A 15214-nucleotide genomic window follows, 5' to 3' on the forward strand; every position below is an offset into this window, starting at 1 on the left:
TCACTCGTCATCACCACCGCACATCCGCCTGAGCACCACCCCGCACCGCCTCGCATACGCGTGCTGCAGACCACGGGTGGCCGGGCCGCCCGCTCGGGCGTACCACTTGGCCGGGCGGCTGAAGGCGCGGACGGTCAGCCACACCGTGCCGTCCCCCGTGCGCTCCACCAGGAACGCCTCCTCGCCGCACTCCGGATGGCCGGAGAGCGTGCCGTACGCCCAGCCGATCCTGCGGTGCTCGTCCACCGTCCAGACCACCCGGCACGGGGCCTTGATGACACCGGCGAGGGTGACCGTGACGTCGACGTCGGGGGCCGCGCGTTCGGCCGTGGCGTCGATGCCGACGCCCATCGCGCGGTGCATCTCCCAGGTCATGACCGCCTCGGCGGCTCTGTGGAAGACCTTTTCGCCCTCGCCGATGCGGGTGCGCACGTGCAGGGGGCGAAAGCCGGGCGGGCAGAAGCCGTTCTCCCGGGTCGCGCCGACGTCGTCGTACGTGAAAGGCCCCAAAGACATGGTTCCCAAGAGTAGGACGGCACCCGGGAATGCCTTCGTCCCGGGTGCCGTCCGTCAGCCCTGTGTCAACAGGTCCGTGCTCAGCTCACGTTGACGGCGGACCAGGCCGCCGCCACCGCCTTGTACTCGGTGCTGTCGGCGCCGTACAGGTCGGACGCCGCGCTCAGGGTGGCCGTGCGGGCGGCCTTGTACTTGGTCGTCGACGTCATGTACTCGGTCAGCGCCTTGTACCAGATCCGCACCGCCTTGTCGCGGCCGATCCCGGTGACCGTCGAGCCGTCGGACGTCGGGGAGTCGTAGCTCACCCCGTTGATCGTCTTCGCTCCGCTGCCCTCCGACAGGAGGTAGAAGAAGTGGTTCGCGGGGCCGGAGGAGTAGTGGACGTCCAGGCCGCCCAGCGAGGAGGACCAGTAGTCGGCCGAATTGCCGTCCTTGCTGGGCTTGTCCATGTAGCGCAGCGGGGTGCCGTCGCCGTTGATGTCGATCTTCTCGCCGATGAGGTAGTCGCCGACGTCGGAGGAGTTCTTGGCGTAGAACTCCACGGCCGTGCCGAAGATGTCGGAGGTGGCCTCGTTCAGGCCGCCCGACTCACCGGTGTAGTTCAGGCCCGCCGTGTTCGAGGTGACGCCGTGGGTCATCTCGTGACCGGCCACGTCCAGCGAGGTCAGCGGGTTGGTGTTGCCCTCGCCGTCGCCGTACGTCATGCAGAAGCAGCTGTCGTCCCAGAACGCGTTGACGTACGCGTTGCCGTAGTGGACGCGGGAGTAGGCGGCCTTGCCGTCGTTCTTGATGCCGCTGCGGCCGAAGGTGTCCTTGTAGAAGTCCCAGGTCTCCTGTGCTCCGTAGGCGGCGTCGACGGCGGCGGTCTGGGCGTCGGAGGCGTTGCCGGTGCCCCAGGTGTCGTCCGCGTCGGTGAACAGGGTGCCGGTGCCGGAGGTGCCGCGGGCCAGGTCGTACGTCTTGTGGCCGCCGCGTGTGGTGTCGTGGAGCTGGTACGTCGAGCCCGACTTGGTGGTGCCGAGGGTGACGGTGCCGGAGTACAGGCTCTTGCCGGAGCCGGTCTCGATGCCCTGGTACTCGTAGAGCTTCTTGCCGGTGGCGGCGTCGGTGATGACGTGCAGCTCGTTCGGGGTGCCGTCGTCCTGGAGGCCGCCGACGACCGTCTCGTAGGCGAGGGTCGGCTTGCCGTCGGCCGCCCAGATCACCTTGCGGGGCGCCTCGTCCGCCTCGGTCTTCTTCGAGCCGGCCGACTTGGCGAGCGAGAGGGCCTGGCCCTCGGCCCTGTCCGCGGTGATCGCCGGCTTCAGCGAGGCGACCTCGATGGTGGCCTTCGTCGCCTTGGTGACGCCCTTGGTCTCGCCGGCCGCCGACTCGTGGACGACGAGGTCGCCGCCGAGGACGGGCAGGCCTGCGTAGGTGCGCTCGTAGCGGGTGTGGACGGTGCCGTCGGCGTCCTTGACGACGTCCTTGACGACCAGCTTCTCCTGGGCGCCGAGGCCGATCCGGTCGGCGGTGTCGGCCGCCTGGGCCTGCTGGTCCTTGATGAGGGCGGTTCGGGCCGCGGGGGCGAGCGCCACCGGGACGGCGAGCGGGGTGGCCTCGGTGCCGGCGGCCGCGGGGGCCGCGGCGGCCGAACCACCGGTGGTCAGGGCGGTGGTGAGGAGGGCCCCGGCCGCCACGGAGGTGGCTATGGCCAGGGTTGTGCGCTTGCGACGCGCGTAGAGGGAGGTCACACAAGCTCCTTTGTGGGGGGAACTGCATTGGTGCTGTGCGGCGGGTGGTGGAAGCGTGACACCCAAGGCGCGTACATGTCAGGAGTGATCGATGATGTTGGCCAAAACTTGACCGTCGGGTGAACGTTTCAGAAAGGCGAACGGGCGCCGCCCCGGCGGGAGTTGAACCCACCGAGACGGCGCCCTGTCCTGGCCGCGTCGCGAACGGCTTACGGGAAGGTGAGCTTCCAGCCGTTGATGTAGCCGGTGTCGATGGCCGCGTTGTCCTGGACCCGCAGCGTCCAGGTGCCGTTGGCGGTCTCCGAGGAGGCGTTCACCGTGTACGTGGTGTTCAGGTTGTCCGAACTCCCGCCCGCGCCGTACGCCTTCAGCGTGTACGCCGTGCCGTCGGGGGCGAGCAGGTCCACCTTGAGGTCACCGACGTAGGTGTGCACGATGTCCACGCCGACCTGGAGGTTGGACGGCGCGTTGCCGGTCCGGCCGGAGACGGTGATCGCGGAGGTCACGGCCGCCCCGTTGTCCGGGATCGACACGTCGGTGCCGCTCTCGAAGGTCGTGCCGCCACCGCCGCCGCCCCCGTCGGAGCGCGTGCCCACGTTGACGCCGGCCCAGGCGTCCTGCACCGCCTTGTACTCGGCGCTCGTGGTGCCGTACAGCTCGCCGGCCGCCGCGAGGGTGCCGGTGCGGGCGCCCGAGTAGTTGGTGGTCGAGGTGAACTTGGTGGTCAGCGCGCGGAACCAGATCTTCTCCGCCTTGGCGCGGCCGATGCCGGTGACCGGAAGGCCGTCCGAGGTGGGCGAGTCGTAGGTGACACCGTTGATGGTCTTGGTGCCGCTGCCCTCGCTCAGCAGGTAGAAGAAGTGGTTCGCGGGCCCGGACGAGTAGTGCACGTCGATGGAGCCGATGCCGGAGTACCAGGCGTCCTTGGACGCGCCGTCCTTGCTGGGCTTGTCCATGTAGCGCAGCGGGGTGCCGTCGCCGTTGATGTTGATCTCCTCGCCGATGAGGTAGTCACCGACGTCGGAGGAGTTGTTGGCGAAGAACTCGACGGTCGAGCCGAAGATGTCGGAGGTGGCCTCGTTCAGACCGCCGGATTCGCCGCTGTAGTTGAGGCCCGCGGTGTTGGAGGTGAGCCCGTGGGTCATCTCGTGCGCGGCCACGTCGATGGACGTCAGCGGGTTGGCGTTGCCCGAGCCGTCGCCGTACGTCATGCAGAAGCAGCTGTCGGACCAGAACGCGTTGACGTAGTTGTTGCCGTAGTGGACCCGGGAGTACGCGCCCACACCGTCGCCGCGGATGCCGCTGCGCCCGTGCACGTTCTTGTAGTAGTCCCAGGTCAGCGCGGCACCGTAGTGCGCGTCGGCGCCCGCGGACTCGAGGTTGGACGGGCTGCCGTTGCCCCAGACGTCGTCGGAGCCGGAGAAGAGGGTGCCGGTGCCGGAGGTGCCGCGGCCCAGGTTGTACGTCTTGTGGTTGCCGCGCGCGCCGTCGGTGAGGTTGTACGTCGAACCCGACTGGGTGGTGGTGAGGTCGACCGTGCCGGAGTACACCGTGTTGCCGGTGCCGGTCTCGATGGCCTCCCACTCGTACAGCTTCGCGCCGGTGGTGGCGTCGGTGACGACGTGCAGCTCCTGCGGGGTGCCGTCGTGCTGGAAGCCGCCGACGACCGTCTCGTAGGCCACGGTCGGCTTGCCGTTCGCGGCCCAGATCACCTTGCGGGGCGCCCGGTTGACGTCGGGGCTCTTGGCGTCCTCGGCCTTCGCGGCGGCCAGCGCCTGCTTCTCGGCCTTGGCGGCGGGTACGGCGGCCGCGGTGGTGGCCGGCTCGATGGCGGTGCGGGTCGCCTTGACGACGGCCTCGGTCGCGCCGGACTCGGCGGTCTCGACGACCAGGTCGCCGCCGAGGACGGGCAGGCCGTCGTAGGTGCGCTCGTAGCGGGTGTGGAGCGTGCCGTCGCCGTCCTTGAGGACGTCACGGACGACCAGCTTCTCCTTGGCGCCCAGGCCCAGGTCCTTGGCGGTGTCCGCCTTGGTGGCGTTGGCCTCGCGTATCAGCGCGGCGCGCTGGGCGGGGGAGAGCTTGACGGACTCGGCGCCCGGTATGACCTTGCCCGCGGCCGACGGTGCCTTCTCCGGGGCTGCGGTGGCGGCGCCCGTCTGGACGGCCGCGGCGATCAGGGCGGAGACGCCGACGAGGGCGACGGCGGCGGCCCGGCGGTGCGTCGTGTGGCGTTGTGCTGTGTGGGGGGTGCGTCTGTGGGAGGAACTGTCTCTCAACACTGACTCCTTCTGCGCGGCCGCGGATCACGCGGCCAGGGGAGACCGGCCGGCGGGTGGGCCGTCCGGGCGGAACGTGGTGGTACGCAGAACGACGTGCGGGTGCGGGAGCTCGGCCGCGGGCACCGTCGGGCGACCGTGTGACGGTGTTGTGGGGTTGCTGTGTCGCGGCCGTGGGAAGCGTGTCAGGTGACCGCAGTTCCTGTCAGGGCCGCGTCAGAAAGTTGGCCGGAAATCGTCCGTTGTCCGGGAGTTCACGTTCGATAAACGAACCGGACGGCTTGGGCCGTGTCCTTCGGGCTCAGTCGTCGATGCGGGCGAGATCCCGCAGCCAGGCGGCCGCGTTGCCGTCCGACGGCGCGCGCCAGTCACCGCGCGGCGAGAGCGAGCCGCCGGCCGAGACCTTCGGGCCGTTCGGCATGGCGGACCGCTTGAACTGTGCGAACGCGAAGAAGCGACGGCAGAACACCTCGAGCCAGCGCCGGATCTCGGCCAGGTCGTACGCCACCCGCTTCGCCTCGGGGAACCCCGGCGGCCAGGCGCCCGCGTCCGCCTCGTGCCAGGCGTGCCACGCCAGGAAGGCGATCTTCGACGGCCGGAAGCCGTACCGCAGGACGTGGAAGAGCGTGAAGTCGTGCAGCGCGTACGGCCCGATCTTCGACTCCGTCGACTGCATCTCCTCGCCCGGCACCAGCTCCGGGCTGATCTCGGTGTCGAGGATCGCGGCCAGCGTCCTGCCGGTCTCCTCGTCGAACTGCTCGCTGCCGATCACCCAGCGGATCAGATGCTGGATCAGCGTCTTCGGCACACCGGAGTTGACGTTGTAGTGGCTCATCTGGTCGCCCACGCCGTACGTGGACCAGCCCAGCGCCAGCTCCGACAGGTCGCCGGTGCCGAGCACGATGCCGCCGCGCTGGTTGGCGAGGCGGAACAGGTAGTCGGTGCGCAGGCCGGCCTGGACGTTCTCGAAGGTGACGTCGTACACCGGCTCGCCGGCCGCGAAGGGGTGGCCCATCTCCTTGAGCATCAGGCGGGCGGTCGGCGTGATGTCCAGCTCGGCCGCGGTGACGCCGAGCGAGTTCATCAGCTTGTGGGCGTTGTCCTTGGTGTGGTCGCTGGTGGCGAAGCCGGGCAGGGTGAAGGCGAGGATGTCGCTGCGCGGGCGGCCCGCGCGGTCCATCGCCCGGGCGGCGACGATCAGCGCGTGCGTGGAGTCGAGCCCGCCGGACACCCCGATGACGACCTTCGGGCCGCCGATCGCGCCCAGCCGCTGCTGGAGGCCCGCGACCTGGATGTTGTACGCCTCGTAGCAGTCCAGGGCGAGCCGGTCGGCGTCGGCGGGCACGAACGGGAACCGCTCGACACGGCGTTCGAGCCCGAGGTCCGCCGTGGGCGGGTCGAGCCGGAAGCCGATTCTCCGGAAGTCTCCGGTCCGCCCGGCGTGCGCGCGCCGGTTGTCGTCGAACGTGCCCATCCGGTGCCGCTCCTGCCGCAGCAGGTCGAGGTCGACGTCGGCGACGGCGTACTGGTCGTCGAGCGGGAACCGGCCCGTCTCGGCCAGCAGCGCGCCGTTCTCGTAGATCATGGTCTGCCCGTCCCAGGACAGATCGGTGGTCGACTCCCCCAGACCGGCCGCCGAGTAGACGTACGCCGCGAGACAGCGCGCGGACGCCGCCCGGCACAGCAGCCGCCGGTCCTCGGCCCGGCCCACCGTGATCGGGGAGCCGGAGAGGTTGGCGAGCACGGTCGCCCCGGCCAGCGCGGCCTCCGCGCTCGGCGGCACCGGCACCCACATGTCCTCACAGATCTCGGCGTGCAGGACCAGCCCCGGGACGTCCTCCGCCTCGAACAGCAGGTCGATGCCGAACGGCACCTCCTCGCCGCCGACCCGGATGGTCCCGCCGCGCTCGTCCTCACCGGAGGCGATCTGCCGGCGCTCGTAGAACTCCCGGTAGTTCGGCGGGTACGACTTCGGCGCCACGCCCAGGATCCGGCCGCGATGCACGATCACCGCGCAGTTGTAGATCCGGTGGCGATGGCGCAGCGGCGCCCCGACGACCAGCACGGGCAGCAGCTCCGCCGACCCGGCGACCACGGCCCGGACCGCCTCCTCGACCTCGTCGAGCACCGCGTCCTGCAGCAGCAGGTCCTCGATCGAGTACCCCGTCAGCCCCAGCTCGGGAAAGACGGCGACGGCGACCCCCTCCCGCGCACACCGGCGCGCCTGCCGCAGCACGGCCTCCGCGTTGGCGCGCGGGTCGGCGATGACTGTGTGGCCCGTACACGCGGCGACCCGCGCGAAGCCGTGCTGGTAGATCGACCAGAAGTTCAACGGGACTTCCCCAGGAGAGGCGGACAGTACTGCCATCGAGCATAGATCGCCTGCTCAGCCGGGCCACCGGTACCGGTCCCCCGGTACCCCTGTCACCGCATCAACACCCCGGCCCCCTCCCCCACCTCCTCGGAAGGCACGGCCACCAGTCCCAGCTCCGTGCTCGACGCCAGCAGGCGGTGCGCCGGGAGGATGCGGACCGTGTAGCCGTACGGTCCCGTGCGGTCCAGGGACAGGGGCCCCTCGTACACCCAGCGACCCTCCGCGTCCGGGCTGCCCTCCGGTTTCAGCGGCACCGTCGACGCGTCCGCGATGCGGTCCTCCGAGTCGACGCGGCCCGAGACGACCTGGACCTCCACGTCGTCCGGTCCCAGCCCGCCCAGCCCGACCCGCACCCGCAGACCGAGCGTCGAGCCCAGTTCCGCCGTGGCCATGGCCGCGGACGTCTCCACGTGGTCGACGCTCACGTCGTGCCACGCCGAACGGACCCGTGCCTTCCAGGTGGCCAGCTCACGCGCCGCGTCCGGCGTCATCGCGCGGTGGGCGTGCGCGGCGGGGGTGTAGAGGCGTTCCACGTACTCGCGGACCATCCGGCCCGCCAGGACCTTCGGGCCCAGCAGGGTGAGGGTCTGGCGGACCATCTCGATCCAGCGGTCCGGCAGGCCGGCCGGGCCGCGCTCGTAGAAGCGGGGCGTGACGCGCTGTTCCAGCAGGTCGTACAGCGCCGCCGCCTCTATGTCGTCGCGCCGGTCCGGGTCCGTGGCGGTGCCGTCCGCCGTGGGGATCGCCCAGCCGAAGTCGGGCTGGAACCATTCGTCCCACCAGCCGTCAAGGACCGACAGGTTCAGGCAGCCGTTCAGGGCCGCCTTCATGCCCGAAGTGCCACACGCCTCCAAGGGCCGCAGCGGGTTGTTCAGCCAGATGTCGCAGCCCGGGTAGAGCTTCTGGGCCATCGCCATGCCGTAGTCCGGCAGGAAGACGATGCGGTGGCGCACGCGCGGGTCGTCCGCGAACCTCACCAGCTCCTGGACCAGGCGCTTGCCGCCGTCGTCCGCCGGGTGCGCCTTGCCCGCCACCACGATCTGGATCGGCCGCTCCGGGTGCAGCAGCAGGTCCATCAGGCGGTCGCGGTCGCGCAGCATCAGCGTCAGCCGCTTGTACGACGGGACCCGGCGCGCGAATCCGATCGTGAGGACGTCGGGGTCCAGCACCCCGTCGATCCAGCCCAACTCGGCCGTTCCGGCGCCGCGTTGCCGCCAGGAGACACGCAGGCGCTCGCGCACCTCCAGCACGAGCTGCTCGCGCAGCGCCCGCCGCAGTTCCCAGACGTCCTGGTCGGGGATCTCCCCGACCGCGTCCCAGCGGTCCGAGCCGCCGACGGTCATCGCGTCCTCGGTGCGCCGGGCGCCGATCTGGCGGGCGCCGAGGCGGAAGACCTCGGGGGCGACCCAGGTGGGGGCGTGCACGCCGTTGGTGACGGAGGTGATCGGGACCTCTTCGGGGTCGAACCCCGGCCACAGTCCCGAGAACATCTCGCGGCTGACGTTGCCGTGCAGCAGCGAGACGCCGTTCGCCCGCTGACCAAGGCGCAGGCCCATCACGGCCATGTTGAAGAGGTTGGGCTCGCCGCCGGGGTAGGTCTCCATGCCGAGCCGGAGGATGTGCTCGACCTCGATGCCCGGGAGTTCGGCGTCGGAACCGAAGTGGTGGGCGACCAGCTCGCGGTCGAAGCGGTCGATGCCGGCCGGGACGGGGGTGTGGGTGGTGAAGACGGTACCGGCGCGGACCGCCTCCAGGGCGGAGTCGAAGTCCAGGCCCCTGGCGGCCAGTTCGGCGATGCGCTCCAGGCCCAGGAAGCCGGCGTGCCCCTCGTTGGTGTGGAAGACCTCGGGGGCGGGGTGGCCGGTCAGGCGGCAGTACGTACGGACCGCCCGGACCCCTCCTATGCCCAGCAGCATCTCCTGGAGCAGCCGGTGCTCGCTGCCGCCGCCGTAGAGCCGGTCGGTCACGCCGCGTTCGCCGAGGTCGTTGTCCTCGACGTCCGAGTCGAGCATCAGCAGCGGCACCCGGCCGACCTGCGCCAGCCAGACGCGGGCGTGCAGCGACCTGCCGCCGGGCAGGGCCAGGGAGACCTGGGCGGGGGTGCCGTCGGGCTCCTTCAGGAGGGTGAGCGGCAGCTCGTTGGGGTCCAGGACGGGGTAGTGCTCCTGCTGCCAGCCGTCCCGGGACAGGGTCTGGCGGAAGTAGCCGTGCCGGTACAGCAGCCCCACGCCGATCAGCGGCACACCGAGGTCGCTGGCCGCCTTGAGGTGGTCGCCGGCCAGGATGCCGAGGCCGCCGGAGTACTGCGGCAGGGCGGCGGTGATGCCGAACTCGGGCGAGAAGTAGGCGATGGCGGCGGGCAGTTCGGCGGACTGGTCCTGGTACCAGCGCGCACCGGTGACGTAGTCGTCGAGGTCGCCGGCGACCGCGGTCAGGCGGCGCAGGAACCGGCGGTCCTCGGCGAGCTCGGCCAGCCGCTCGGACGACACGCTGCCCAGCAGCCGGACGGGGTCGTTGCCCGAGGCGGCCCAGCGCTCGGGGTCGACGGACTGGAAGAGGTCGCGGGTCTCGGCATGCCAGGACCAGCGCAGATTGCGCGCCAGGTCGCTCAGGGGCCGGAGGGGTTCGGGGAGGACAGGTCGGACGGTGAATCGACGGATCGCCTTCACGGTTCACCTCGGGCAGCGCGTGGCAGGGGGCCCACGGCGGTGTGGGTCCCGTCATCGCCCCCGACGGTATCGGTATGCGGGGCTTCGTAACCACAGCGCGTTTTGCGACTCTCCAGCCAAGAGGGCGCCCGTCCGCAGGTCGGCAGAAGCCGTGCCTCCGGCTGAAATCGGCCGCAACCTTTACACATCCCCCATGGCCGGTATGGCCGATTCCGCCCCCGTAGGCGTCCTTGTGGCGACTTCTCACCTCACGAGAGGGTGACAGTCGGCGCATCGGCCGGGCCGGGTGCACCTGGCGTTCCAGGGCCGCGGTGCGCCGAGTCGAGGAGGGGAACTCACACCATGGCACGGACGCTTTCGCGGCGTCTGCGCCGGGCGGGTGGCCTGACCGCGGTGACCTGTGTCGCCGCACTTTCGGCCACCACCATGCCCGCGCACGCCGCACCGGAGGGGCAGATACTCGGCGCCGGGAAACCCGGCACCGTCAGCGGCAGTTACCTGGTGACACTCAAGGGGGGAACGAAGGCTCCGTCGTCGGCCGGAAAGAGCCTCGCCGAGAAGTACGGGGCGAAAATCAGCCACACCTACGGCACGGTTCTCAACGGCTATGCCATCCAGGCGGGCGAGAGACAGGCCAGGCGCCTCGCGGCGGACCCCCGGGTCGCCTCGGTCGTCCAGGACACCCGTGTGACGCCGGCCCACACCCAGAAGAACCCGCCGTCCTGGGGGCTCGACCGCATCGACCAGCGCAACCTGCCCCTGGACCGGAGCTACACCTGGCCCGAGTCCGCGGGGGCGGGAGTGACGGTGTACGTGATCGACACCGGCATCCGCGTCTCGCACAAGGACTTCGGCGGCCGGGCGAGCCACGGCTGGGACTTCGTCGGCAATGACCGCGTCGCGAGTGACGGCAACGGTCACGGCACCCATGTCGCCGGCACCATCGCGGGCAAGAAGTACGGCGTCGCCAAGAAGGCCAAGGTCGTCGCCGTACGCGTCCTCGACAACGCCGGCGGCGGCACCACGTCCGACGTCATCGCGGGCATCGACTGGGTGACCAGGCACGCCAAGAAGCCGGCGGTCGCCAACGTCAGCCTCGGCGGCTACCGCAACACACAGCTGGACGCCGCCGTACGCAACTCCATCGCCTCCGGCGTCACCTACACGGTCGCGGCGGGCAACGACGGGCTGCCGGCCGGCCTGTACTCCCCCGCGGCGGTACGGGAGGCCATCACGGTCGGCGCCACCGACCGCAAGGACGCACGGACGGGCTTCTCCAACACCGGCCCGGCGCTGGACCTGTTCGCCCCGGGCGTGTCGATCACCTCCGCGTCGTACCGGAGCGACACCGGCCGGGCGACCTTCTCCGGTACGTCGATGGCGTCGCCGCACGCGGCGGGCGCCGCCGCGCTCTATCTGGCCGACCATCCCAAGGCACCGCCCGCACAGGTGTCCAGGGCGCTCGTGGCGCAGGCCGCGTCCGGCAAGGTGTCCGGCCGCGGGCTCGGCTCGCCGAACAAACTGCTGCAGGTACCGGGCTCGTAGCGCCCTCTTCACGCCGAAGTGCGGACACCGGCCCCGTTCTGCTGGAACGGGGCCGGTCTTGTGCGTAGACATACGCGTGAGTAGTTAACAAAGTGCCGGATTGCCCACCCGAATAGGGTGGGAAGGCTCCTTCGGTACACCCCACCCGTGCGCCCCCGGGCGCACTGCGCACCACCACGCAGGACCCACCTCCCCACAGCCATCCGCCCACCCACGTTGACGCGGACAGGAGCGGTCATGCCCGCCATGCACCACCAGTCGTCCTCACCCCCGACGCCTCGCGCCGAAGCGCCACCGGCGCCCCGCACCGTCACCGCCGACCCCGGACCGCCGGCCCCGGAGCGATCCTCCATGACCGACCTGGCCGGCGGCGTCGGGCGCATACCGGTTCTCGACGTCCGTCCGATCGTCCAGCACGGGCGCAGGCCCGCGAAGGCGGTGACCGGCGAGACCTTCGAGATCTCGGCGACCGTGTTCCGCGAGGGCCACGACGCCGTGGCCGCCAATGTCGTGCTGACCGACCCGGACGGCCGTCCCGGCCCGTGGACACCGATGCGTGAACTGGCCCCCGGCACCGACCGCTGGGGCGCCGACGTCACCGCCGGTGCACCCGGTCACTGGACCTACCATGTGGAGGCCTGGGGCGACCCGGTCGCGACCTGGCGGCGCCACGCCCAGATCAAGATCCCGGCCGGGATGGACACGGACCTGGTGCTGGAGGAGGGCGCGCGGCTGTACGAGCGCGCCGCCGCCGATGTGCCCGAGGGCGAGGGTCGGCCGGTGATCCTCACGGCCGTCGAGGCCCTGCGGGACGAGGACCGCCCGGCCGCCTGGCGGTTGGCGGCGGCGCTGACGCCTGAGGTCGACGCGGTGTTGGGGCGGTATCCGCTGCGGGATCTGGTCACCGCGTCGGATCCGCTGCCGCTGCTGGTGGAACGCGAACGGGCCCTGTACGGCTCCTGGTACGAGTTCTTCCCCCGCTCCGAGGGCACCTCCGAACACCCCCACGGCACCTTCACCACCGCCGCCCGCCGACTGCCCGCCATCGCCGCCATGGGCTTCGACGTCGTCTACCTGCCGCCGATCCACCCGATCGGTACCACCTTCCGCAAGGGCCCCAACAACACCCTCTCCGCCGGCCCCGACGACGTCGGCGTGCCCTGGGCGATCGGCTCCCCCGAGGGCGGCCACGACGCGATCCACCCCGGTCTCGGCACGATCGAGGACTTCGACCGGTTCGTGGCGCGGGCGGGTGAGCTGGGCCTGGAGGTGGCCCTGGACTTCGCCCTGCAGTGCTCGCCGGATCACCCCTGGGTGGACAAGCACCCCGAGTGGTTCCACCACCGCCCCGACGGCACCATCGCCTACGCGGAGAACCCGCCGAAGAAGTACCAGGACATCTATCCCATCGCCTTCGACGCGGACCTGGACGGCCTGATCGCCGAGACCCTGCGGGTGCTGCGGCACTGGATGGCCCACGGGGTGCGCATCTTCCGCGTCGACAACCCGCACACCAAACCGGTGCTGTTCTGGCAGCGGGTGATCGCGGACATCAACCGCACCGACCCGGACGTGATCTTCCTGGCCGAGGCGTTCACCCGCCCCGCGATGATGCACACCCTGGCCCAGACCGGCTTCCAGCAGTCCTACACCTACTTCACCTGGCGCAACACCAAACAGGAACTGACCGAGTACCTGACCGAGCTGTCGGGGGAGGCGGCGGCCTACATGCGGCCGAACTTCTTCGCCAACACCCCCGACATCCTGCACGAGTTCCTGCAGACCGGCGGCCGGCCCGCCTTCGAGGTCCGCGCCGTCCTGGCCGCCACCCTCTCCCCCACCTGGGGCATCTACAGCGGCTACGAACTGTGCGAGAACACCCCCCTGCGCCCCGGCAGCGAGGAATCCCTCGACTCCGAGAAGTACCAGCTGCGCCCCCGCGACTGGGACACCGCCGAACGCGAGGGCCGCACCATCACCCCCCTGCTCACCCGCCTCAACGCCATCCGGCGCGAGAATCCGGCCCTGCGCCAGCTCCGCGACCTCCACTTCCACCACGCGGACAAGGAACCGGTGATCGCGTACTCGAAGCGGCACGGCTCGAACACGGTTCTGGTGGTCGCCAACCTCGATCCCCACCACACCCAGGAGGCGACGGTCTCGTTGGACATGCCGCAACTCGGCCTGGACTGGCACGAGTCGGTGCCGGTGCGCGACGAGCTCACCGGCGAGACCTATCACTGGGGCAGGGCCAACTATGTGCGCCTCGAGCCGGGCCACGCGCCCGCGCACATCTTTCGTGTTCTGCGACCGTCCACCCCGCAGATCGGAGGGTCACCCACAAAATGATCGTCAACGAGCCCGTTCAGGACACCTTCGAGGACACCCCTGCCAAGGATCGTGACCCCGACTGGTTCAAACGTGCCGTCTTCTACGAGGTCCTGGTCCGCTCCTTCCAGGACAGCAACGGCGACGGCGTCGGCGACCTCAAAGGCCTGACCGCCAAACTCGACTACCTGCAATGGCTCGGCGTCGACTGCCTGTGGCTGCCGCCCTTCTTCAAATCCCCCCTGCGCGACGGCGGCTACGACGTCTCCGACTACACCTCGGTCCTGCCCGAATTCGGCGACCTCGCCGACTTCGTGGAATTCGTCGACTCCGCCCATCAGCGCGGCATGCGCGTCATCATCGACTTCGTCATGAACCACACCAGCGACCAGCACCCGTGGTTCCAGGAGTCGAGAAGAGATCCCGAAGGGCCCTACGGCGACTACTACGTATGGGCCGACGACGACAAGGCCTACGCCGACGCCCGGATCATCTTCGTCGACACGGAGGCGTCCAACTGGACCTTCGACCCGGTCCGCAAGCAGTACTACTTCCATCGCTTCTTCTCCCACCAGCCGGATCTGAACTACGAGAACCCGACCGTCCAGGAGGAGATCCTCTCGGCGCTGAGGTTCTGGCTGGATCTGGGCATCGACGGCTTCCGGCTGGACGCGGTGCCGTACCTGTACGCCGAGGAAGGCACGAACTGCGAGAACCTTCCCGCGACGCATGAATTCCTCAAGCGGGTGCGGAAGGAGATCGACGCCCACTACCCGGACACGGTGCTGCTGGCGGAGGCGAACCAGTGGCCGGAGGACGTCGTCGACTACTTCGGCGACTACCAGAGCGGCGGCGACGAGTGCCACATGGCGTTCCACTTCCCCGTGATGCCGCGGATCTTCATGGCGGTGCGCAGGGAGTCGAGGTATCCGGTCTCGGAAATCCTCGCCAAGACCCCGTCCATTCCCTCCCGCTGCCAGTGGGGCATCTTCCTGCGCAACCACGACGAGCTGACCCTGGAAATGGTCACCGACGAGGAACGCGACTACATGTGGGCGGAATACGCCAAGGACCCCCGCATGCGCGCCAACATCGGCATCCGGCGCAGGCTGGCGCCGCTGCTGGACAACGACCGCAACCAGATCGAACTGTTCACCGCCCTGCTGCTGTCGCTGCCGGGCTCGCCGATCCTGTACTACGGCGACGAGATCGGCATGGGCGACAACATCTGGCTCGGTGACCGGGACGCCGTCCGCACGCCGATGCAGTGGACCCCGGACCGCAATGCGGGATTCTCGTCGTGCGACCCGGGACGGCTGTATCTGCCGACCATCATGGACCCGGTCTACGGCTATCAGGTGACGAACGTCGAGGCGTCGATGTCCTCGCCGTCCTCCCTGCTGCACTGGACCCGGCGCATGATCGAGGTCCGCAAGCAGAACCCGGCGTTCGGACTCGGCACGTACACCGAGCTCCAGTCGTCGAATCCGGCCGTGATCGCCTTCCTGCGCGAATACGAGGACGATCTCGTCCTGTGCGTGAACAACTTCTCCCGTTTCGCCCAGCCGACGGAACTCGATCTGCGGAGGTTCAATGGTCGACATCCCGTCGAGCTGTCCGGCGGGGTGCGATTCCCGGCCATCGGTGACCTCCCGTACTTGCTGACCCTCGGGGGCCACGGCTTCTACTGGTTCCGGCTGCGCAAGGACGCCGCCTGAGAGCCCGGGCGGGGCGGTTTCCGCCGTCCCGCCCGGGGCACGCAGAAGTAACACC

Annotated in this window: 8 protein-coding genes; 3 read left to right on the forward strand and 5 right to left on the reverse strand. The window is 70.1% G+C overall.

Annotated elements, in window-relative coordinates; genetic code table 11:
• From IM697_RS36070 to IM697_RS36090, 5 genes are all read right to left on the reverse strand, one after another.
• Positions 1-516, reverse strand: coding sequence for a DUF1990 family protein (locus IM697_RS36070; RefSeq protein ID WP_194040380.1), 516 nt, complete (start codon positions 514-516; stop codon positions 1-3).
• An 80-nt stretch (positions 517-596) separates the two neighbouring features.
• Entirely contained in the window at positions 597-2249 is a 1653-nt protein-coding gene (locus IM697_RS36075) for a M4 family metallopeptidase (RefSeq protein WP_194040382.1), read from the reverse strand.
• 209 nt (positions 2250-2458) lie between these two features.
• Positions 2459-4525, reverse strand: coding sequence for a M4 family metallopeptidase (locus IM697_RS36080; RefSeq protein ID WP_194040384.1), 2067 nt, complete (start codon positions 4523-4525; stop codon positions 2459-2461).
• Positions 4526-4826: 301 nt separating this feature from the next.
• Entirely contained in the window at positions 4827-6893 is a 2067-nt protein-coding gene (locus IM697_RS36085; protein ID WP_228044307.1) for an NAD(+) synthase, read from the reverse strand.
• Between the two features lie 56 nt (positions 6894-6949).
• The gene (locus IM697_RS36090) at positions 6950-9568 is read right to left on the reverse strand and encodes a glycosyltransferase family 1 protein (RefSeq protein WP_194040386.1); all 2619 of its coding nucleotides are present in this window, start codon (positions 9566-9568) and stop codon (positions 6950-6952) included.
• Positions 9569-9910: 342 nt separating this feature from the next.
• Between IM697_RS36090 and IM697_RS36095 the strand changes: the two genes are divergently transcribed.
• The 3 genes from IM697_RS36095 to treS all read left to right on the forward strand — a co-directional run bounded on the left by IM697_RS36095 (position 9911) and on the right by treS (position 15159).
• Entirely contained in the window at positions 9911-11113 is a 1203-nt protein-coding gene (locus IM697_RS36095; protein WP_194040388.1) for a S8 family peptidase, read from the forward strand.
• Positions 11114-11350: 237 nt separating this feature from the next.
• Complete coding sequence (locus IM697_RS36100) at positions 11351-13462, forward strand: alpha-1,4-glucan--maltose-1-phosphate maltosyltransferase (RefSeq protein WP_194040390.1); 2112 nt, start codon at positions 11351-11353, stop codon at positions 13460-13462.
• On the forward strand, positions 13459-15159 hold the full coding sequence (treS, locus tag IM697_RS36105; RefSeq protein ID WP_194040392.1) for a maltose alpha-D-glucosyltransferase: 1701 nt from the start codon (positions 13459-13461) through the stop codon (positions 15157-15159). Before IM697_RS36100 ends, treS begins: the two co-directional genes overlap by 4 nt.
• Positions 15160-15214: the final 55 nt, after the last annotated feature.

Origin of the sequence: Streptomyces ferrugineus (genome assembly GCF_015160855.1) — a bacterium.
Taxonomy (GTDB): Bacteria; Actinomycetota; Actinomycetes; order Streptomycetales; family Streptomycetaceae; genus Streptomyces; species Streptomyces ferrugineus.